The sequence below is a fragment of the Spirosoma flavus genome (assembly GCF_054778555.1).
This window is the reverse complement of record NZ_BAAGZL010000006.1, coordinates 192,515-213,329: the sequence shown is the minus strand read 5'-3', so window position 1 is coordinate 213,329 and position 20,815 is coordinate 192,515. Positions and strand designations below refer to the sequence as shown.

Below are 20,815 nucleotides of genomic sequence, written 5' to 3'. Positions count from 1 at the left end.
TTTGTTGACTTTGATTACAATCCGGACCCATCGGCCTTTCCGCGGTTAACAGCATAAGTACCAATGTTTTTTCCACAGGCCAAGCCTACTTCGCAATCGAACCGGTAGTGAATGAGGCCGTAAATACGCGAGTTTGACGCGTCTCTGGCCTGATCCCAGAACTCGTTGGTACGTTCGGGGAAGATGCTTCCGAGTACAACAGCCGCTGCCGCCGAGAACGTAGAGTGGCCCGATGTATAGGACGGGAAGTTTGGCAGACCCACCGACGTTTTCACGCCAAACTGTTGCGGACGCGGATAGTAATAATACGATTTTGTGTCCCAGCAGCAGATACCCGCATCCATTACCGCCGTTCCGACAAGGGCTAAGGTGCGTGCCATCCGTACCTCACTGTAGCGAGCTTCGTGCGCAGCATTCGCGGCTATGCGATTCCAGTGGCCGGGAGGGGTGTAGCTACCTGCTCCATCGGCCCAATAGTTGGCGATACGTGCCTGCTCACGCGTCTGATTTTTCTCAATCGATTTCAATTCGTCCAGGGCTTTAGCGAACTCAGGGCTATCGAGGGCTGGTGGTGCTTCAGGACGCAGTTTAATTCTGGTAGCTGCGTCGAAATTCCAGTTCATAACGGCGCCGTAGTTTGGCAGCATGGGTGGCCGCACTGGCGTTTCCTGACTTACCCAGGCCTCACGCAGACCCCGTTTTTGAGCATCTGCAATCATGCCCGCCGTCAGAGTCTGGTTATTAGCGGCACCCATTCCGTCGGCGCGGGCGCGAGTCATCACTTTGGCTGCCACCTGATTACCCAGGTCAACGCCAGCTGTCAAATCACTCTTTACGTTCATGCCCGCCCACAACCGGCTGTTCTGATGTTCGGCCAGTTTGGCTTCGATAAATGGAACTTCACCCGGAAACATGGCTTTCAATATTACCGCCGACGTAGCAGCCACTACGGCATCTTCAGACGGATACGTCGGAATAGTTGATGCCGATAAGGCTACGCGTACGCTGGGGTCGGCTTTCGATGGAGCGGTCCGGTTGTACTTGTATTTTGCACTCCAGGTCGCTACCAATGCATCGTATTGAGCTACACCCAGATACGCGAGTGCACGGGCCGCGTATGGAGGGTTGGCAAATGGAAACTTAGGGTCGGCCAGCGGATTGGCGGCATCCGGTACGGGATACTTACCATCGGCGGTCGATGCGGGTGGGACGTTATAACGGGCGCACAATTCGCGGGCAATTTCGTTCCAGCGATACACGGCTCCGGTACCCCAATAAACTACCGCTTCCTGCTGAGCCTGCGTCAGCGATGCCGATTTTGATTTCAGGTCAGCCAGTTCGGCTTGGTATTCGGCCGATGACGTAGCAGCTGGTGCGGCCAGCGTTACGTCGGTGGGCGACGTCAATACGTAGGTTTTCCACGTACCGGCTTTCTCGTCTACGCTAACGGGTGTATAGCCAACACGTTGGGGTTCTGAAATGGTTTTATCGCAGGAAATCAGGGAACTGGCCAGAATAGTAACGGCACTCCCGATCACGAGCAACTGTTTATAGCGTTTCATAGGTCTCTTATTTTTTGAAATTGATCTGATACAGCAGACCTACCGTGTAGCTCGTGCTCTGTCCTACGTTTAATCCGTCGACAACGTAGCCGACGCGGGCGTTAACGCCGATGTTACGTGGCTGTACTTTCCCGTACCAGCCCACCGACGTAGCCTTCATGTTATTGGTCGGAAACGGCATATCGTTCCGACGGATGTTGTCACCATTCAAGCAGGAACTACGTTCGGCCCACACTTCCGTCTGCCAGCCTTTGCGCTGTACACCCAGGCGTAAACCGGCATCGTAGGTATTTGGAACGCTTACCGAATTCGTATTGTAAATCCGGTCATCGGCCTGATACGAATCGCGATCTACTTTTATCGTACTGCGCCAGCCATAGCTGCCATGCCCCGTTACGTATAGCCCGGTTTTGGGCTCCTTATAGCTCGCTATCAGTCGGCCGGTAAATGTGCGGCACTGCAAACCGATAGACATGGGAAGAAAATCCGGTACGTAGTTGCCAACCGGAATCGATCCGCCAATAACACCGTGCAGAGAAAAACCACCCACTTGTACAGCCTTCACTTTAAGCCAGGCTGAGAGGTCCTGAATGCCCTTCTGCCCCATCAGATTGCCCGCGCTGGTGCTGGTCCAGACATAGGGAATACTGAGAATAACGTTGACCCGGTTGCTAATACCAATGGCAGGCATGAGCATAACACTTTGGGTGGTTTGCGTGCCTATATTAAAATTTTCGCGTTTGAGTGAGTTTTCCCAGTACTCTTTCCAGGAGCTGTGTCCGTACATAGCCGCTACGCATACCTGCCCTTTACGCATGTAAATAGCATCATGAGGCATCTGCGCGTGAGCCGCCAGTGGGGCCATCAATAAAGCGATGGCCAGACTCTTTAGACTTGTTTTCATAAATGTACAGTTACTAAAAAACGAATTATCAAGGTTGTGAAGCAATCAGAGAAAGCTGTCTGAAACGCAGAAGTTGGCTCCAGACAGCCTTATAATCAGCTACTAAAACCAGCGTGATACGTTAACCGAAATCAGGTAATCGGCAAAGGCCGCGTCGCCCTGACGAACGCCCAGCGGATCGAGCTTATCGGAGAAACTTTTGATACGATTCCGGTACACAGCCACTGGAACGGTTGCCGCTATCGACGTTTTGTTACGCATATACGACAGTCCTGGCTCTACCGACACGATGTATCCCGGACGGCGGAAACCTGAGCTACCTCCGAATGCGTCGGTAGACGGTACGCCCTCAACCCGGCCACCCAGCATGACCGATAGCCCCGGAATTACTTTGATGGATTGCGCTAAACCCAGACGAGCGGCAAACTGATCGGCAACTGAAAACGAACCAGTTACTAGATCGATGGTCGTCGCTTCGGGGTTCCGAACAACGCCGTTTGTTTCGCGCGGATTGAACAGGTAGAAACCGTTGGCATAGGCCGTCAACGTATTGGTAATCTGAGCATAGCCCTGCAATTCGATGCTGGCTCCAACGCCCCCGTCTCCCAACTGAATCGACTGATCGACAGGCTTATTTACTACGTAGTCGGTGCCTTCTTTGGTCAGTTTGTGGAAATCGTCGGTTACGCCATAATTACCCGTTGGCAGCTTAATACCTGCACCTACGGCCAGATTCACTTTTGGAAGTTTCACAGGATTGATCAGCCAGTAGCTTCCCGAAATACGCAGGTCACCGATACCCTGCGATCCAGTGTGAAACCGCTTCTGTTGCGGATTTTGCGCCACCGTATTGCCATAATGCTCATATAGCGACGAGCGGTCGTTGTATTGAATCGGTAAATTCACCGAAAACGACAGCCGCTGGTTCACCATGTAAGTCAGCCCCAGATCGAGCGCGTGTGATACGTTGACAACTTCAGTATGCTGTTCGAGTCGCTCCGTCTGCTCTACATCGCCTTTGTAATGGCGAAACGACCGGAAATAGCGATAGCCTGCCGACACCTGCCAGTGGCCGCTACGTTGCTTAAAAAAATCGGCCGACGTAGCACCGCCGGGTGCTGAACAGCTCATGTGGCGAACGGCCACACAACCCTGCGCCGATGTTTCTGTATTATAAACTAATGTATAGGCAATCGCCAAAACGATGGTATAAATCGATTTCATGACTAAGATTATCTGAATTGGAAAGGAAATGAGTTTTTAATGAACAATGGGAAATGCAAAATGAGTAATTATTCTGATAGTCAGATAATTGACATTGATTGTTTCTTGGTATTCATTACGTTCATCGTGAGCTGGAGAACTTTTCAGGACGTAGTAGCATATGCTCTTTTCGATACGTAGTACCGAAATCTGCTGAGTGGAAAGAGGAGCATGAATTGTGAGTAACGGCCAAGTGGAATACCTACCATTTCTACATCATTCATTTTCCATTGTCCGCATACAGACATAGCCAATAAAAGCGCTGAAAAAAAGAGTCGAATGCGCTATTTTTCAGTCCGGAACGTAGCACGGTACGTTCGTCAGGCCGATAAACCTGAACGCAGGACGGCATTAATTAACCGACTTGTTTCGGAAGAAAACAGGCACCTAGCACACGATTGATGATTCCAATCAGACTTCAGGAGGGGGCGAGTGAACGGGCAGAGCGCGGGCGGCAATCACAAACAGGACGTCAGGAATCCGAATAGCCTCGCGCCATTGAGGAGCAAGAAAACTAAAAACAACTCGCGGATTAGGCGAATATTCTTTCAGCAGAAACTTCAGTAATTGATTCGCTTTTTGCTGCGAATCGGTGTTACCAGTAATGTGTTTGTTGAGAAACGACAGCAAATCGCTGTGCCAGAACGAATGGCTTTCCGACTGAAGACCAGCAATGTGCAACGTATCGCCCTGAATCTCCATGCTCACCACGGAATAGTACTGGCCCCGATACGTGAAACCATCCGACGTAGTGCTGGTGATGGCATTGGCGTCGGGCTTATCTTTCAATGGAATCTGAAATTCAACGATACTATCGACTGAGCGATAGACTAGAAGCCGTTCCGACAGGTCGTGTTCCGCCTGCCACCACGTACCAATAAACACCAGCACATACGCCAGCGTGTGGTAGAGGAGCAAGCCAAAGAGACCAATTGAAACCGCTTTTCTCACAAAAGTATTCGGTGAAGTTTCTCCAAAAATAATATAATTTTTCGAACAAATAATATGCCATACCAGTTGAGTGCTTTTTTTAGGTAATTCTTACATCGTCGGCGTGTATAACTAGACGTTTGTTTTCGACAAATCGGACGGAGTGGCCCACGTAGTTTAAAGTATATGCAGACGCCAGTATGATTGATCTCTACGTTACATCTGTAATCAAAAGCTGTAATTTTGTGTTAGTCCGATACCGATGATCTACGACAACCACAATCGCCCTATTACGTACCTCCGGCTAGCCGTAACTGACCGTTGCAATCTGCGGTGCTTCTACTGTATGCCCGAAGAAGGAATCAAGTATCTTCCGAAACATCAGGTATTAACTTACGAGGAAATGGAGCGGGTGGTACGTGTGCTGGCGCAGTTGGGCGTGCATAAGGTACGTATCACGGGCGGGGAGCCATTCGTACGGACTGGGTTGATGAATTTTCTACACCGGCTGGCGGCCATCGACGGGCTTTCGGACGTATCGATAACTACCAACGGCGTTTTGACGGCCCCACACGTAGCGGATTTAGCAGCTTTGGGCGTTAAATCCGTGAATTTGAGTCTCGATACGTTAGATCGGGAACGGTTCCGGAAAATCACCCGACGCGATGAACTGCCTGCGGTCCTGAGAACCCTTGATGCCTTGCTGGGTGCAGGAATTCAGACAAAAATCAACGCTGTGGTGATGGATGGGCAAAATATAGAGGATTTGCGCCCATTGGCTGAACTTACTCGTTCCTATCCAGTTGACGTACGGTTTATCGAAGAGATGCCATTCAACGGTGAGGGCAACCATTACCCGGTTCTGTATTGGACGCACCAACGTATCGTTGGCGAGCTCCGCAATTACTTTCCAGATTTACAAAAACTTCCTGATTCTCCTTTTTCGACGTCGGCCAATTATCAGGTTCCGGGGCATCTCGGCACAATTGGTGTAATTGCTGCATTTAGCCGCACCTTTTGTGGCACCTGCAACCGAATTCGCCTAACCGCACAGGGAACGCTCAAAACCTGCCTCTATGACAACGGCGTACTCGACATTCGGGCCATGCTACGTTCGGGCGCATCGGATACCGAACTGATTGCCGCTTTCCAGAAAGCATTTGCCCACCGCCCACTCAACGGCTTCGAAGCCGAACAACAACGCGACACGGTAACCGAGTCTATGGCGACAATTGGAGGGTGAGGATTATGTATGAAATATGATGTATGATATAGTTATTGCAACGGCAGAACATGTACCATATATTCTACTCCATACATCTTTTCACAGTCTCACAATTGTTGGAACGCCTTCCAGATATTCGTTGGTGAAAAGCGTGCTAACGTCCATGTGTTGAATAATTTCGCCCTCGGGAGAGGTTAGCATCCGGTTACGAATCATCCAGTTTACAAACGACATCCAGACGCTTCGGTGCATGAATCCCCAATGGCCATCGCCGTCCATGTAATAACCCGAAACCATTTGCTGGCTCTGTTCCACAAAGTTGCGGTTGCTCAGCGACGGGTGATTCGCTGTTTTCATAAGTATGCGAGCAGCTTCGTCCGGATTTTTCACGGCAAACCGAAAACCAGCCGCCGTTGCTTCCAGAAAACGACTCAGGGCATCTTTATTTTGATTCGCCCAATCCTGATGCGCCGTCAGCACCGGGTTGTAACCGTAAGGTATCTCGTATTCGTCGAACAGAAACTGGTTCAGTTCAACACCGTCAATATCAGCTTTTACACCTTCCCAGGTCAGCCAGAACCAAGCGGCATCGACTTCGCGGGTAAGTAAGGCTTTCCAGATACCCGTCCAGGGTATTTTATGGGCAACGAAATTACCGCGTCCATCGTCGTTCTGTACGAGCTGGCGAATGATATCATCTTCATAACGAGCGCCATAGGAAGCGTACACTTTACCATCTAACTGGTTTGGGCGACTAATGCCACTTTCACGCAACGTTACAATAGCGCTGATATCACGGGCCAGCAACGTAGCAACAGCTATTAGCGGAGTGCCATTGGTCTGGTAACTGATTACACTTTCGGAGGGCGTAATGGCCAGATGAGCATCGTTCTGGGCTACCCGTCGGGAGGGCATCATCTGGTACTTTTCCTGATCGGGGATAATAAACTCTACGTCGAGACCGGCTTGTTCATAAGCGCCCTTCGCCAGAGCTACATAAAATCCGGTATGGTTCGTATTAGGTGTACGGTCGAGTGCTAAACGAATTTGCGTATTCATACGGCGCGGCAGTGTTACGGCTAAGTTAACAATTCAACGAATGGAAGGTTTAATACAGTCTTAATACGCTGATCCAGGTTTTGTTTTCTTTAGACGCAACCATTACGTATTTGAGTGAATTTGTCGTATAATTATTTTGCTTTTTCTTTCTATAATACCACAGATAGCATGTTTTTAATTTAGGAAGGACATTGCGAGCCTACACGACGTAGTAGAAAAGTGGCTAATTCTTTGCAAAAAATTCTGTTCTTAGAAAGACAAGGCATGCCTTGTCTCTACATGTACCGCGACAACGTAGTGGCCAGCGATTCCTTCATTTCCTGAACCAAGCTCTCCGGTTGCAAGACGGTCAGGTGCTCACCATAGCTGCGCAGGTGCATCAGTAAATCACGGTTTGGTGCCAACCGCAGCCGTACTACGCATTCCGTATCATTATCATGTAAGACCTCCTGCGTCTGGTGAATAGGCTTGGCTTTAACGTAGCGCCCAAATAGGGGCGTAAATGACAGCATAATTTCTTCCACAGGCCCGCTGCTGTCGGTGATGCCATAGATATGTTCGAACAACTCACTTACGTTAGTGAGCACTGCTGGTGGTACTTCGCAGAGATCGTCGGTCAGTTCGAGGTCACGCATGCGGTCCAGCGCGAAGGTTCGTTCTTTGCCGGTGGCTTCATCGTACCCGATTACGTACCAGCTATCGGCCACTTCTCGTAGCAGAATGGGGTGCAGCGTACGTAGTTTATTGTCAACTTCGGGGCTATCATGTCGACTGTATCGGAACGAAATCTGTCGATTCTGGTTGATGGCCCGGATCAGTACCGGTACGTATTGACGGTTGCCACCCAGAATCCGCTCTTCTACGTATACCACGCGCCGGGTCAGCGTTTCGGTTTTCACCTCCCGAATAATATCCAGACTCTGCCGCACTTTCTGCAACGCATTAGCCAGTTCACCCGCTACCGATGCACCCTGTGTGGCCGTAAGTACTTCACGCGCGTAGTCAAGCGCTTCCATATCGTCGGGCGAGAGCATAAGACGTAGCAGCCGAAACTGCGGATCGGTGTAGTAATAGCCGTTACGTCGTTTGTCGTAGGCGATGGGCGCGTCGTGGTCTTCGCGCAGTCGTTGAATATCTTTCTCCAGGGATGAAATAGAACGAATGCCACACTTGTCCTGGCAAAGTTCGAACAGGCGCTGCTTGGAATACTGGCGCGGGTATCGACTGATGATTTCGTCGATTAAACGGTAGCGCTGGAAGGCTGATCGGGTTATGGGCATGGGAAGGAGTTATAAGGTTGTAAAGTCGTAGGCCGGGCCGCCGGTGCGGTTATAAAGTTGTAGAGTTGTTTGGCGTGCGGAGCTAACTCTACAACCTTATGACTTTACAACTTTATAACTTCTTCATATCTCGACTCCACAAAACTGAAGAAAAATATTTTCACAAAAAAAGATGAACGTAAAAAGATTACGTTTTAGCCGGTAGAACTTTGTTCTGTGAATTTTAAATAACAATACTAATGAACGCCCTTATGAACACCTACTCGAATCGCTCAACTGGCTATACGCCCTCGCTTTTTACGGCACTGAATACATCGTCACAATGGTCAGCTTCATCGGCAGCTACGCGTACTGGTAAACGCGCTACGTTGTCGGCAAGTCAACTATTCGATATCGAAATGGGATTGTTCCTGTTGTCGCAATTATTGCCAACAGCTTCGCCCGACGCATTGCCCTCCCTGCTGGCCGATAACGGTACGTCGTTTCTGGATCGGCCGACCTGGACACCTAAACAACATAAACTATTGAACCGCGGCCGTATGCTGCTGAGCCACATTCAGCAACGTAACGTTTGGTCGGCGCTGCTGGATGCCTACACTACGATTCCCGACCGGTTGCAGGCCTACGACATCAGCGCTGATCGTAGTCGGTTTGGTGAGAAAACCGTGGGTTTTTTCCGGAATCGGATCATAACATTACGCCAGATGGTCGGTTAATATTGATATCTGATTATCAATTAATTAAATCAATGATGACGCTGGCGAACACGATGGCACGAGGACGGGTGAGCGCATTTTTGATACGTTCCCTGTGCAGCGTAATTAGCGGCACGGCTCCTCTGCTACGTCGGATGATTCAATGGCGCATTGGAATTATGAAGTGGATTAAAAAATAGCTGTAAACACACAAACTGAAATGGAAACAATTGTGAAATCAATTACGCCCGCTGTGGTGTCTCAGGCCGCTGCTACGTTGATGGTAGCCGAGGGCGGTACGTCGACGGTGATTGTTCAACAATTTCTGCGCAACCAGGGCTATCAATCGCATCAGGCCGAAGTATCGAAATGGCTTGCGGTAGCCGCTGAAGAAGAGGGTTGGACCATCGAAGATAAAGGACTGTTCCGCGTGTATTCCTTCCAGGGAAGACGTAACGCGGCCTAAGGATTGAAAAAAGTTGAAAAAATTTTTGCAGACGAAGAACAACGTAAAATAATTACGTTCTGAGAGTGTGAAATTTGATACGAACATAGAAACAACAACACTAATGAACACTACATTGACTTCTGCTCCTCTCACCGTTCGGCCCGGCATGACGAATCTGTTACGTTGGCAGGAGCCGCTGGCTACCCGCCTTCGCTTTCGGCACGCGCTGCCCGGCATGGTTGCCAACCGGATGCTCAATGTTGAACTTGGGCTGTATCTGCTGGCGGAATTACTCCCACTTATTCCGGCGCAATTTCTGCCCGACCTTCTTAATGGCCAGGGCGCTGCTTACCGGCTACGTCCAATCTGGTCGCCCCGGCAACATCGTGCGCTGAATCAGGCTCGTCAGTTGCTGGCCCCCTACCGCGATGGGCGTGTATGGCTTAAAGCGCTGGAAAAATACGCTACGTTGCCCGCCGATGTACGCATCTTTTCGCTGAGCGGCCGGGGCGGCTGGAATTCCGATGTGAGCAGTTACGTACTCCGCGAGCGGCTGGGTTTATTTCAGGGCGTATTGGCGTAAACGCAGTACTGCTACGTTGGTGCAGACAGACTAGAATTTGGTAATTTGTGCGTTTGTGTCATCCCGCATTTTGCCAGTTATCTTATGAACCGACGTCGCTTTATCAAAACCAGTACAGTTGTTTCCCTATCCGCTACGTCGCTGGCGGCTTGCTCCTCTCCCCAATCCGAAAGTTCGGAAAATAGTAAGGCTCCTTTCACTGACGACTTTAAACTTAATGAGCTAACTATCAACGACCTTCAGCAGAAGATGAAGTCGGGTGAGTACACGTCCGAAGCCATCACCCAGCTCTATCTGGACCGTATTGAGGCTATCGACAAAAAAGGTCCGCATCTGAATTCCGTCATTGAAATCAACCCCGACGCCCTGACAATGGCCAAAGCACTGGATCAGGAACGAAAAGATGGCAAACTTCGGGGGCCGATGCACGGCATTCCGGTTCTCATCAAAGACAACATTGACACCGGCGATCAGATGATGACCACCGCTGGTTCGCTGGCTCTGGAAGGTCACAAAGCAGCCAAAGATGCATATGTTGTAGCGCAGTTGCGAAAGGCTGGAGCGGTGATTCTGGGAAAAACCAACCTGAGCGAGTGGGCCAACTTCCGCTCAACCCGATCATCCAGCGGCTGGAGCAGTCGGGGTGGACAAACACGAAATCCCTACGTATTAGACCGCAATCCAAGTGGCTCCAGTTCAGGTTCTGGCGCAGCAGTAGCCGTCAATCTATGCGCCGTAGCCGTTGGTACCGAGACCGATGGTTCTATCATAGCTCCTTCATCGCATTGCGGGTTGGTCGGCCTTAAACCAACTGTTGGATTAGTGAGCCGCAGCGGCATTATTCCCATTTCACACACGCAGGACACCGCTGGACCCATGACACGTACCGTAACGGACGCGGCTATTTTGCTGGGCGCTCTGGTAGGTGTTGATCCCGAAGACGAAATTACGCTTGAAAGTCGCGGCAAAAGCGTAACTGATTACACCCAATTTCTGAAAGCAGACAGTTTGTCCGGCAAACGTATCGGCATTGAAAAATCGTTTCTGGAAGGCCATGAAGACGTAGTAAGCTTGTACAAAGTGGCTATCGACGTTCTGAAAAAACAAGGCGCTACGGTCGTGGAAGTAGAGTTGCTCAAAGGACTTCAGGAGATGGGCGGAGCCGAATTTACGGTGATGCAATACCAGTTTAAAGATGGTTTGAATCGTTACCTGTCGAAAGCCAATGCACGGGTGAAATCGCTGGCCGAAGTCATTACGTTTAACAAGCAGAACGAGGCCAAAGCCATGCCGTTTTTCAAGCAGGAAATCCTCGAAAGCAGCCAGGCTAAAGGCGATCTGACCAGCAAAGAATATACCGATGCCCTTGCTAAAACAAAAAGCTGGCGCCAACGTATCGACCAGTTAATGAAGGCCAACAGACTAGATGCCATCGCTGGTACCAGCATCGGCTTCGCCTGCTGCATCGATCTCGTCAACGGCGATTACGACACCGGTTTTTATTTATGCCCACCCGCTGCGATGGCCGGTTATCCTCATTTAACTGTTCCGATGGGCACCGTTCACGGTCTTCCTGTCGGGTTTTCGCTCATGACCGGCGCGTATCAGGAAGGCCCATTACTCGCGATGGGGTATACGTATGAGCAAGCTTCGAAGAAGCGGGAGCGGCCGGAGTTTAAGGGATCTTTGATTGCGGGGTGATTAGATATCTACCCTTAAGGCTAGCTGAATTAAATTAGAGAAAGGTTACTCTTTTAATTAGATTCTCACTATGTCTACCTTTATTGTAAAATTGGTAGATATATTTATAAATCGAATAAGCCATTTATAAATGACCTAATACTGGTAAGAAACTTAACTTCATAATGAAACCATTTTTTAAAACTAAAGTAGGTGAACTGTATCTTGGAGACTCTGAAACATTGCTTAAAGAGAAAGTTGGTAAGAAATTAAGAGGGAAAGTAAATCTCATCGTGACTTCTCCCCCCTTCCCTTTGAATCAAAAGAAAAGTTATGGTAATAAGATAGGAGAGACTTATAAAGATTGGTTTGTTAGTTTGGCACCAGTCTTTGCGGAACTGCTTACTCCTGATGGCTCTATTGTTATTGAAATAGGAAACGCTTGGGAGCCGGAACGGCCAGTTCAATCGTTATTACCTTTGAGATGTTTACTTGATTTTGCTGAACACCCACACGCTGGCTTACGCTTGTGTCAAGAATCAATCTGTTATAATCCTGCACGTCTGCCATCTCCTGCCCAATGGGTCACCATTAACCGCGTACGTATGACAGATTCATACACTCACGTTTGGTGGTTATCTAAATCTGACAACCCAAAAGCTGATAATCGACGAGCGTTACGCCCGTATAGTCCTAGTATGGAGCGACTTCTCAAACGCCAATCTTATAACGCGGGTAAACGTCCTTCAGAGCATGTTATTAGTGAAACCGGTTTTTTAACTGATAATGGTGGGGCCATAGCACAGAATTTTTTTGAAATAGAATCTATTCATCCCCAGGATGAACCTCGTTTACCTAATGCATTCCGTATCGCTAATACAGGCTCATCTGACGCCTTTTCAAAAGCATGTCGCCGGGAGGGCATCACTCCACATCCTGCTCGTATGCCAGAAGGATTAGTATCATTTTATACGGAGCTTTTAACTCAGCCGGGTGACTTAGTTTTAGATCCATTCGCTGGCAGTTGTACTACAGGTTCCGTAGCTGAAAGATTAGGCCGTCGCTGGGTTGGCATTGAAATTCAAGAAAGCTTTGCTCAGCAAGCAAAGCTTCGATTTGAAGATGTAATTAAGCCGGCCAAAAAAATAGATACAAAATAGCTCTATCATTACCCTTTACTTTTTAAATGGAAACAGGATTTACTTCCGTAATTGCCAAACTAGCCAACATTGATTTATTTGAACAAGATTCGTCTACTCAAATGCCTAAAACAGGCGTTTTTGTTGGTAATCCATTTTACATCGATTATGACAAAGCGAGATTATTAGTAGCTGACGCCTGGAAGATGAAGGCTGGTGGTTTGCCACAAGGCTCATTTCTACTAGCCTACTACATCAATGAAAATGAATCTGATGTTTATGAAGCCATCTTGTTGCGTGTACTCGGTCCCACTTCCTTACCAACTGATTCAGACGTAGTAGCATCAATGGTGGAGTTCTACAAAGAGGGACTTTCTTCTGAAGGCCGCAAGGTGAATGTAGACCAATTTACTCGCTACGAGTTTTCTTTTTCTGGTGTTGAGTGCCGTGTTCTCGGAACATTCTACAACGATCAAGTGCCTGAAACATGCTTTGGCGCAGATGTTGAGAACTTCATGAGCGCTCATCACTATAAAGTTATCAAGCCCAATGCGAGGGTGTTAGAGAAAATTGTCAATTTCCGTAAAGGTGAACTTACAGGAGCAGCAACTGACATCAATTTAGGCACCGTTCGATATAGTTCTACCAAACGTTTTCAAGCAGCTATGCCCAACGTGCCTGTTTACGTAACGCCTAAAGATTTTCTTGGTAAACGTACCGCAATGTTTGGCATGACGCGAACTGGAAAATCCAATACAGTCAAAATTATTATTGAAGCAGTTGAAAGTATGACCGCTCTAGCTGTCAGTCCTGCTTTGCCAGACAAGAGGCCAGAAGATTCTAAAGTTACTGAAGAAGAATTAGCGTTGCTTGAGCCATTTGAAGGAAGTATGCCAAGATACCCTGCTGGGCAAATTATATTTGACGTTAATGGTGAGTATGCTAATGCCAATTTACAGGATAAGGGCACTGCCATTTTCGAAATATATGAATCTAAGACAATGCGCTATAGCGTAATTAGCAAGCCTGATTTTCGAGTAATGAAGGTCAATTTTTACAATGATGTCGAATCAGGATTTGAGTTGGTCAAAGCATATTTAGCCGAAGAGTCAGGTGATTATGTCAAAAGCTTTTTAGCTGTTGATATGGCGAGGCCGGACAACTATGCGAAAGACCCCTTTGGTTCACCTGCTACTCGTTATGACCGACGCAAAGCGGCCTATTTGTGTTGCCTAAAAAAGGCGGATTTCGTAGAGCCTAGCGGCTTCAGAGTGAAATTTAAAGGAAACGCCGAACTGAATGCACTTGCTGGAGGTATAGACCCTTCTAAAGGTATCAAGCTTGACGACGCCATAAAGTGGTGGACCACTATTTGGGCAAATTATACAATTGATCCTTTTTTTTCTAAATACTTAGCTGATGAGGGTCATGAATGGGCTGACGAAGGGCTCAAAGCATTATTGGTAGTGTTAACTCAGAAAAAAACACCTACCTCTGCAATCGTAAGTGGATATCAAAAGTTAAATGGTATTCGCAATCAACATACAGAGCAGGGTGGCCAGCCTTTTGAAGAAGACATTGTTAATCACCTACGCACAGGAGGCATTGTGATTGCTGATTTATCACAAGGCGACCCTTCCTTACAACGGATGTTTTCGGAACGTATTTGCCGTAAAATCTTTCTAGATGCAATGGCGCGGTTTATTGCCAATGAACCTAACAATTTTATTCAGTTCTATTTCGAGGAAGCTCATAACCTATTTCCCAAGAAAGATGATAAAGACCTAGCTCAGATTTATAATCGTCTTGCAAAAGAAGGAGCCAAGCTTAACCTTGGGATGACTTATGCTACACAAGAAGTGTCTTCCATTAGCTCAAACATTTTAAAGAATACCCAGAACTGGTTTATCGCGCATCTTAACAACGAGGATGAAACCCGTGAATTGCGTAAGTATTATGATTTCGGGGACTTTACAGAAGGTCTTGTTCGATTCAGCGCTAGTAGTGACCAAGGCTTTGTCCGAATGAAAACTTACTCTAATCCATTTGTGGTACCGGTCCAAGTGAAACTGTTCGGTAAAAAAACACAGTCCCCCGAGGCTGAAAACCATATATCTGTAGATAGTGATGCTGTTACTGAAGATGCACAAACTATAGTCCAATAATGAGCTATTCCGCTGGCAACCGCCCAATGGAAGGGGCTTCCAAAACTTCCCATCGTTACGTAATCCAAGACGATACAGTTAAACAATATTTGAGCCAAGTTGCTCCACGGATAAAACCTAGCGACATCAATATATCTCAACACACTCTGATTGATTACGAAGAGTCTATAAATAACCCTATTGAAAGTTTTATGGCCTTTGATGGAGGCTATCAAGAAATTGTTGTCGAGCCTGGTCATCCATCTGCAGCTCTATGTTTCTTTCAGTTTGGTGCGCTGTATTTCCGGCGTGATGATTTGGATGGCCTTGAGAAGATTCCTTTCATCGACCCTGATGATATGGCACGTCTTCGTCAAATGGACCGATTAAAATTGGTGCTGCCATTACGCAACTATGTGATGGCTACTGAAAGCAGTATTACTCATTCCATCCGACGTACTTTACAAATATTCTTTGCTACTCCCCGCAAAGGTGATGCAAAGTCAATGCTTAACACACTTCGTTGGTTTGTTTTTCGCCAATATTTACCTATTTCTCAACAACTCTCATCTTATACACTATCTCAATGCCCTCATTGTCAAGAGCGAGCTGAATTAATAGCAACTAAATTGCATCCTACTACTTATTCCATGCCTTGCTCAAGTTGTGGACAAGAGTTATTGCTTATAGACGTGTTACGTTTACATGAAGCTATTGATGACGAGCTTGGTGCTGGAGGTATTATGGGTTATGTTACTACTACTATTGAGCAGTTAATATTAGTGCATTTTATGCGAATAATTCTGGACAATAAGCCAGCGCTATTTAGAGAGATATTTTTCTTTAAAGATGGTCCACTGGGCTTCTTTGGGCAAACTGCCAATATGCACAAACCAATGCTAGATTTAGTCTCATTTGTACAACAAAATCATCATTCTTTATACCTTGTAGGCTTGGAAAAGAGTGGTGCATTCGTCGAACATGCCAAAGAGATTTCACACTTATTAAAACCGGGTCAAATCCTGTTACTTGACAATGACTATATATACAAATACATCACACCTGGAAGGGCTAATAATACTGAGCCATACGCCCATACATCTTACTATGGCCAAAAATTAATATTCAAAACACCAGAAGAGGCAATATATGTTGTGACTGTACCAGTGCCTAAATTATCCAGCAAGCCTACTGCTAGCACTCTTAAAGATTTGCAGGTGCTTATGACAAACGTAGCTAGACTGCGTTGCGATATGTATGACAATGCTATAATGCCCATCGCGCTGGCAAATAAGTTAGTTTCACTATCGAACCGTCCTAGCGCTGGTATTCTTCAGCGGTTTGCTCAAGGAAAGGCTGTATAAGTACATTTTATAGTAATTGGATAGGTTATTAAACACTTAACGACATTAATCGCGTGAACTCAGTCTTTTACTATAGCCTCCTGCAATATCGGTACGCCCAGTCGCTGGGTGAAGTGCTGAATATTGGTGTGTTGCTACTGTTTCCTGAGCAACGTACCGCTACATTCCTTCACCCCGAACGGCTAGGGCGTATTCGAAAACTATACCCTAAATTTTCAGAAAAGGTAATACGCTCCTATTTCAAAGGCATTGTCGCTCGAACTAAACAATTAACGAAACAGCCCGAAATCTTCGCCGATTACGAAGCACACCCACGGCAACTTATTGATAACGAAATTCTGATTCGTGATAGCAGTGCCCTACAGTTTGGGGAATTAAAAACGGCAGTTCTGTACACAGAAGATTTGTCGGCAATCGGCGAGCAATTTTATAAACTGTATCTCTCGTTTTATGAGGAAACCCAACATAATGTTCGTCATGATGAGAGTTATTTATTAAAGGAGTACCAGAAACGTCTTCAACGCCGGCTCAATGGCCTTCTTTCCCGCGAAGCGTTTGATCATCCAATTACTGTCAAACTGGAAGGCACAAATTTTGCCTACCAATTCGCCTTCGCTTGGCAAAATGGGAGCTTCAATCTGGTGAAGCCCGTGAGTTTTGACTTGAAACTAGAGCAGTCTATTACAGATAAAGCAACGCTAAATGTAGGGCAGTTCACAGTGTTGCGGCCTTTTGCAGAACAACGTAACGCTCGCTTTGATGTATTGGTAGCCCGCCCCAAAGATCGGCAGCTCTATAAGCCGTATGATCAGGCTATTCAACTTTTAAGTGACCAACCATTTGTTAAGATTGTCGAAGAAGAGCAGTTGGATACATATTCGGAAAAAACAGCCAAAGCACTACGTTAGAACATATAATCCACTCAAGCATCTCTCCATCACAAGCAGTAACTCCGGCACGACGGGATAGATCCTGACCTTTGAAAGTTGGAGTGATCAGAATCCTTCAAAGATTTGGTAGCAAACCCTAATTGATGAAAAGTGTCGGTTGGCTTAAATGCTAATCTGTGACTACGCTTCAGGCCGTAGCATAATCCAGCACGAACCGTGAGGCTTCCAGCAGGTTAGGAGCACAGCCGTCGCATTCATCCGATGGTGTTACGTCATGTGTGATACGTACCGTACGGACGCCAACTCGCCGACCTGCCTGCATATCGCGGGGAGCATCGCCAATCATCCATGATACGTCAGGTTCGATGTTGTATTTTGCCATCGCTTTTTCAAGCAGTAGTGAACCCGGTTTCCGTGTGAGCGATTCGGTATCGTATTTCGGATGGTGAGGGCAATAGTAAATAGCGTCGATGAGTTGTCCGCACTGGTCTTGCAGATAATTATAGCACGTCATTACGTCGTCGCGGGTGTAGAGTCCTTTTGCGATGCCCGCCTGATTGGTAATGACGATAAGCATATAGCCGGCATTCTTCAGCAAACGCAGTGCTTCGGGTACGCCGTCAGGAATAATAAAATCTTCTACTTTATAGACATAGTCGGGCCTGTCCTCGTTCAAAACACCGTCGCGGTCTAAGAAGATGCATTTATTCATGAATGATACGCTGTCTATTTACACGGCAATAGTACAATTATTAAGCCAATTAATTGTACTATTGCCCTAAATTTTATTATTAAACTTCGGAAGAGAACAGCAGAGTGCTCATAATCAGGTATTAAGTATGGCAAACCGAACAATGAGTTACAAGCTCAAATCGCTCAACCGTTGTTCCAACGCCTGAATTTTGGCCTCCGCATCAGCCAGCTTTTGACGCTCCCGTTCAACAAGTTCGGGTTTCGCATTCGCGACAAATTTCTCGTTGGCGAGCTTTTTCAGCGTCGATTCCCGGAAGCCAACAATATACTCCAACTCCTTACGAGTACTAGCAATTTCCTGTTCAACATCGATTTCGCCCATTATGTTGACAAAAAATTCGTCGCTTTTGATCAGGAACGCTACGCCCTGCGCCTTCTCCTGCGTATACGTAATCTCCGATACATTCGCCATTTTACGTATCAGCGGTTCAAGGGGCTGGAAACGCTCAACGGTCGTGGTTTTAATCGTCAGCGGCAGCGCTACTTTGGGCGAAATCTGTTTAGCGTTACGTAAGTTACGGATGTTGGTAATGACCTCAAACAACGTATCAAAATCCGTCAACAACTGATTATCAACGGGGCCGGCTTTCGGAAACGACGTAACACAAATGCTATCGCCTGCGCTACGTTCGCGAATATCCTGCCAGATTTCCTCGGTGATAAACGGCATGAACGGATGTGCCAAAGACATCAGCCGTTCAAAGAAATTGATGGTAGCCTCATACGTAGCACGGTCAATCGGCTGTTCGAAACCGGGTTTGATCAACTCCAGATATTGTGAGCAGAAATCATCCCAAATCAGTTTATAAATGGTCTGTAACGCATCCGAAATGCGGAACTTGCTAAAATCATCCTCAACCTGAAGCAACGTAGCGTTCAGTTTCGATTCGAACCATTGAATGGGTAAAACGGATTGATTTTCCCCGTCTTCGATCGTCCAGCCTTTCACCAGTCGGAAGGCGTTCCAGATTTTGTTGCTGAAATTACGTCCCTGTTCAACCAGTTTTTCGTCGAACATCAAATCATTACCCGCCGAGGAACTGAACAGCATCCCAGTACGTACGCCGTCAGCGCCATATTTCTCAATCAGGTCGAGCGGATCGGGCGAGTTACCCAACGATTTCGACATCTTACGGCCCAGTTTGTCACGGACAATACCGGTCAGGTACACGTTTTTGAACGGCGCTTCCCCTTTGTACTCGTATCCGGCAATGATCATCCGGGCCACCCAGAAAAACAGGATTTCGGGAGCCGTAACGAGATCATTAGTCGGATAGTAGTAGTTGATATCGGCATTATCTGGATCTTTCAGCCCATCAAATACCGACATCGGCCAGAGCCACGACGAAAACCACGTATCGAGTACGTCCTCGTCCTGCGTCAAATCGGCTTCGGTCATGGCAAAGAGCAGCCGTTCGTGCTGCACTTTTTCCAGCGCTTCGTGTTTGTTTTTCGCTACGACGTACGTTCCATCCTGTAGGTAAAACGCCGGAATCCGCTGCCCCCACCACAATTGGCGGCTGATGCACCAGTCATGTACGTTTTCCATCCAGGACCGGTACATGTTTTTGAACTTCGGCGGCACCAGCTGGATGGTATCGTCCATTACGTTCTTTAATGCCGGTTTCGACAGCTCGTCCATTTTCAGGAACCACTGCAACGAAAGGCGCGGCTCAATCACCGCCCCGGTCCGCTCCGACGTACCAACGTTCGATTTATAATCTTCAGTCTTAACCAGATTTCCCGACTCTTCCAGCAGTTTGATAATCGCTTTCCGGGCCGCAAAACGGTCATGCCCAATCAGAATCTGCGCTTTCTCGTTCAACGTACCGTCGTCGTTCAGGATGTCGATAACCGGCAAGTTGTGTTTGATTCCCAGCGAGTAATCGTTTGGGTCGTGGGCGGGCGTCACTTTCAGACCACCCGTTCCGAAATCTACCGTTACGTAGTCGTCGGTAATAATTGGAATTTCGCGGTTAATGAGCGGAATCAGCGCCTTTTTTCCATGCAGGTGTTTATACCGCTCATCGTCAGGATTTACGGCAATCGCTACGTCCGCCATGATGGTTTCAGGACGTACCGTAGCAATAGTGATGTAGTCAGCTTCACCGGCATCACCCTGCCCCTTGCTTCCCGCAATCTCATACCGGATATACACCAGTTTTTGCCCAATTTCCTTCGTAATAACTTCCTCGTCGGAAACGGCGGTCTGGCCCTGCGGGTCCCAGTTCACCATGCGAACACCCCGGTAGATTTGTCCTTTGTTGTACAGGTCAACAAATACGTCGATGACGGAATCGTGCAGGGCCGGCTCCATCGTGAAACGCGTACGATCCCAGTCGCAGGATGCGCCGAGTTTGCGAAGTTGCTGGAGAATGATACCGCCGTATTTGTGCGTCCATTCCCAGGCGTATTCCAGAAACTGCTCGCGCGTGAGATCTTTTTTACGAATGCCTTTTTCTTTTAGCATCGCCACCACTTTCGCTTCGGTTGCGATACTGGCATGGTCGGTGCCAGGAACCCAGCAGGCGTTCTTGCCTTCCATACGCGCCTTACGTACCAATACGTCCTGAATGGTATTGTTGAGCATGTGGCCCATGTGCAGTACACCCGTTACGTTCGGGGGCGGAATCACGACGGTGTATGGCTCGCGATCATCGGGCGTCGATTTAAAAAATTGGTTATCAAGCCAATATTGATACCATTTTTCTTCTATTTCCTGGGGGGCGTATGTCTTTGAAATCATAAGGCAATGGAACCGGATCTGAATGTGCCGCAACGTAACATTACGGTGAAATCCGCTACCGGAATCACGGATAAAAGACAAAATTAGCTAAATTGGATAGGGCGAAAAAACGAAAGGCATCCTTTAGTCGTTTTACTGCAACACTTCACC

At 47.5% G+C, this 20,815-nt stretch carries 18 protein-coding genes; 10 read left to right on the top strand and 8 right to left on the bottom strand.

The annotated features are described in order from the left end of the window. Positions 1-14: 14 nt before the first annotated feature. The 4 genes from ACYVF1_RS26320 to ACYVF1_RS26305 all read right to left on the bottom strand — a co-directional run bounded on the left by ACYVF1_RS26320 (position 15) and on the right by ACYVF1_RS26305 (position 4,680). Positions 15-1,562, bottom strand: coding sequence for a vanadium-dependent haloperoxidase (locus tag ACYVF1_RS26320; protein WP_461084590.1), 1,548 nt, complete (start codon positions 1,560-1,562; stop codon positions 15-17). A gap of 7 nt (positions 1,563-1,569) precedes the next feature. Further along, entirely contained in the window at positions 1,570-2,466 is an 897-nt protein-coding gene (locus ACYVF1_RS26315; RefSeq protein WP_461084588.1) for a hypothetical protein, read from the bottom strand. A 102-nt stretch (positions 2,467-2,568) separates the two neighbouring features. After that, entirely contained in the window at positions 2,569-3,690 is a 1,122-nt protein-coding gene (locus tag ACYVF1_RS26310) for a hypothetical protein (protein WP_461084586.1), read from the bottom strand. Between the two features lie 450 nt (positions 3,691-4,140). Then, positions 4,141-4,680, bottom strand: coding sequence for a hypothetical protein (locus ACYVF1_RS26305; protein WP_461084584.1), 540 nt, complete (start codon positions 4,678-4,680; stop codon positions 4,141-4,143). Between the two features lie 241 nt (positions 4,681-4,921). On the opposite strand from ACYVF1_RS26305, the gene moaA reads away from it, so the two are divergent. Further along, positions 4,922-5,902: a GTP 3',8-cyclase MoaA gene (moaA, locus tag ACYVF1_RS26300; RefSeq protein ID WP_461084582.1), complete on the top strand. Its 981-nt coding sequence runs from the start codon at positions 4,922-4,924 to the stop codon at positions 5,900-5,902. A gap of 81 nt (positions 5,903-5,983) precedes the next feature. On the opposite strand, the gene ACYVF1_RS26295 is transcribed toward moaA, so the two are convergent. Both ACYVF1_RS26295 and ACYVF1_RS26290 read right to left on the bottom strand, forming a co-directional pair. Beyond that, positions 5,984-6,943, bottom strand: a complete 960-nt coding sequence (locus ACYVF1_RS26295; protein WP_461084580.1) for an ABC transporter substrate-binding protein — start codon at positions 6,941-6,943, stop codon at positions 5,984-5,986. A 275-nt stretch (positions 6,944-7,218) separates the two neighbouring features. Next, on the bottom strand, positions 7,219-8,223 hold the full coding sequence (locus tag ACYVF1_RS26290) for a helix-turn-helix transcriptional regulator (RefSeq protein WP_461084578.1): 1,005 nt from the start codon (positions 8,221-8,223) through the stop codon (positions 7,219-7,221). A 239-nt stretch (positions 8,224-8,462) separates the two neighbouring features. Here ACYVF1_RS26290 and ACYVF1_RS26285 point away from each other — a divergent pair, with 239 nt between their 5' ends. The 9 genes from ACYVF1_RS26285 to ACYVF1_RS26245 all read left to right on the top strand — a co-directional run bounded on the left by ACYVF1_RS26285 (position 8,463) and on the right by ACYVF1_RS26245 (position 17,184). Continuing rightward, complete coding sequence (locus ACYVF1_RS26285; RefSeq protein ID WP_461084576.1) at positions 8,463-8,939, top strand: pPIWI_RE_Z domain-containing protein; 477 nt, start codon at positions 8,463-8,465, stop codon at positions 8,937-8,939. Positions 8,940-8,971: 32 nt separating this feature from the next. Further along, the gene (locus ACYVF1_RS26280; protein ID WP_461084574.1) at positions 8,972-9,118 is read left to right on the top strand and encodes a hypothetical protein; all 147 of its coding nucleotides are present in this window, start codon (positions 8,972-8,974) and stop codon (positions 9,116-9,118) included. Positions 9,119-9,138: 20 nt separating this feature from the next. After that, entirely contained in the window at positions 9,139-9,384 is a 246-nt protein-coding gene (locus ACYVF1_RS26275) for a hypothetical protein (RefSeq protein WP_461084572.1), read from the top strand. 103 nt (positions 9,385-9,487) lie between these two features. Then, a complete protein-coding gene (locus tag ACYVF1_RS26270) occupies positions 9,488-9,949 on the top strand; it encodes a pPIWI_RE_Z domain-containing protein (protein WP_461084570.1) in 462 nt (153 codons plus the stop codon). Between the two features lie 84 nt (positions 9,950-10,033). Next, positions 10,034-11,650 carry an amidase gene (locus ACYVF1_RS26265; RefSeq protein ID WP_461084568.1) on the top strand — a complete coding sequence of 539 codons (1,617 nt, stop codon included), beginning with the start codon at positions 10,034-10,036 and terminating at the stop codon, positions 11,648-11,650. Positions 11,651-11,814: 164 nt separating this feature from the next. Further along, positions 11,815-12,789 carry a DNA-methyltransferase gene (locus ACYVF1_RS26260; protein WP_461084566.1) on the top strand — a complete coding sequence of 325 codons (975 nt, stop codon included), beginning with the start codon at positions 11,815-11,817 and terminating at the stop codon, positions 12,787-12,789. A 26-nt stretch (positions 12,790-12,815) separates the two neighbouring features. Next, complete coding sequence (locus ACYVF1_RS26255) at positions 12,816-14,933, top strand: ATP-binding protein (RefSeq protein ID WP_461084564.1); 2,118 nt, start codon at positions 12,816-12,818, stop codon at positions 14,931-14,933. Then, the gene (locus ACYVF1_RS26250) at positions 14,933-16,276 is read left to right on the top strand and encodes a hypothetical protein (RefSeq protein WP_461084562.1); all 1,344 of its coding nucleotides are present in this window, start codon (positions 14,933-14,935) and stop codon (positions 16,274-16,276) included. Before ACYVF1_RS26255 ends, ACYVF1_RS26250 begins: the two co-directional genes overlap by 1 nt. A gap of 53 nt (positions 16,277-16,329) precedes the next feature. Continuing rightward, positions 16,330-17,184, top strand: a complete 855-nt coding sequence (locus ACYVF1_RS26245; RefSeq protein WP_461084560.1) for a DUF3037 domain-containing protein — start codon at positions 16,330-16,332, stop codon at positions 17,182-17,184. A gap of 169 nt (positions 17,185-17,353) precedes the next feature. Here the strand turns inward: ACYVF1_RS26245 and ACYVF1_RS26240 are convergent, their stop codons facing one another. Both ACYVF1_RS26240 and ACYVF1_RS26235 read right to left on the bottom strand, forming a co-directional pair. Beyond that, positions 17,354-17,878 carry a D-glycero-alpha-D-manno-heptose-1,7-bisphosphate 7-phosphatase gene (locus tag ACYVF1_RS26240; RefSeq protein WP_461084558.1) on the bottom strand — a complete coding sequence of 175 codons (525 nt, stop codon included), beginning with the start codon at positions 17,876-17,878 and terminating at the stop codon, positions 17,354-17,356. Positions 17,879-18,025: 147 nt separating this feature from the next. Further along, on the bottom strand, positions 18,026-20,665 hold the full coding sequence (locus ACYVF1_RS26235) for a valine--tRNA ligase (RefSeq protein WP_461084556.1): 2,640 nt from the start codon (positions 20,663-20,665) through the stop codon (positions 18,026-18,028). Between the last annotated feature and the right edge of the window lie 150 nt (positions 20,666-20,815).

Coding starts and splice junctions, on each gene's coding strand:
- ACYVF1_RS26320 (WP_461084590.1), bottom strand. CDS start 1,562: ATGAAACGCTATAAACAGTTGCTCGTGATCGGGAGTGCCGTTACTATT.
- ACYVF1_RS26315 (WP_461084588.1), bottom strand. CDS start 2,466: ATGAAAACAAGTCTAAAGAGTCTGGCCATCGCTTTATTGATGGCCCCA.
- ACYVF1_RS26310 (WP_461084586.1), bottom strand. CDS start 3,690: ATGAAATCGATTTATACCATCGTTTTGGCGATTGCCTATACATTAGTT.
- moaA (WP_461084582.1), top strand. CDS start 4,922: ATGATCTACGACAACCACAATCGCCCTATTACGTACCTCCGGCTAGCC.
- ACYVF1_RS26295 (WP_461084580.1), bottom strand. CDS start 6,943: ATGAATACGCAAATTCGTTTAGCACTCGACCGTACACCTAATACGAAC.
- ACYVF1_RS26290 (WP_461084578.1), bottom strand. CDS start 8,223: ATGCCCATAACCCGATCAGCCTTCCAGCGCTACCGTTTAATCGACGAA.
- ACYVF1_RS26285 (WP_461084576.1), top strand. CDS start 8,463: ATGAACGCCCTTATGAACACCTACTCGAATCGCTCAACTGGCTATACG.
- ACYVF1_RS26280 (WP_461084574.1), top strand. CDS start 8,972: ATGATGACGCTGGCGAACACGATGGCACGAGGACGGGTGAGCGCATTT.
- ACYVF1_RS26275 (WP_461084572.1), top strand. CDS start 9,139: ATGGAAACAATTGTGAAATCAATTACGCCCGCTGTGGTGTCTCAGGCC.
- ACYVF1_RS26270 (WP_461084570.1), top strand. CDS start 9,488: ATGAACACTACATTGACTTCTGCTCCTCTCACCGTTCGGCCCGGCATG.
- ACYVF1_RS26265 (WP_461084568.1), top strand. CDS start 10,034: ATGAACCGACGTCGCTTTATCAAAACCAGTACAGTTGTTTCCCTATCC.
- ACYVF1_RS26260 (WP_461084566.1), top strand. CDS start 11,815: ATGAAACCATTTTTTAAAACTAAAGTAGGTGAACTGTATCTTGGAGAC.
- ACYVF1_RS26255 (WP_461084564.1), top strand. CDS start 12,816: ATGGAAACAGGATTTACTTCCGTAATTGCCAAACTAGCCAACATTGAT.
- ACYVF1_RS26250 (WP_461084562.1), top strand. CDS start 14,933: ATGAGCTATTCCGCTGGCAACCGCCCAATGGAAGGGGCTTCCAAAACT.
- ACYVF1_RS26240 (WP_461084558.1), bottom strand. CDS start 17,878: ATGAATAAATGCATCTTCTTAGACCGCGACGGTGTTTTGAACGAGGAC.
- ACYVF1_RS26235 (WP_461084556.1), bottom strand. CDS start 20,665: ATGATTTCAAAGACATACGCCCCCCAGGAAATAGAAGAAAAATGGTAT.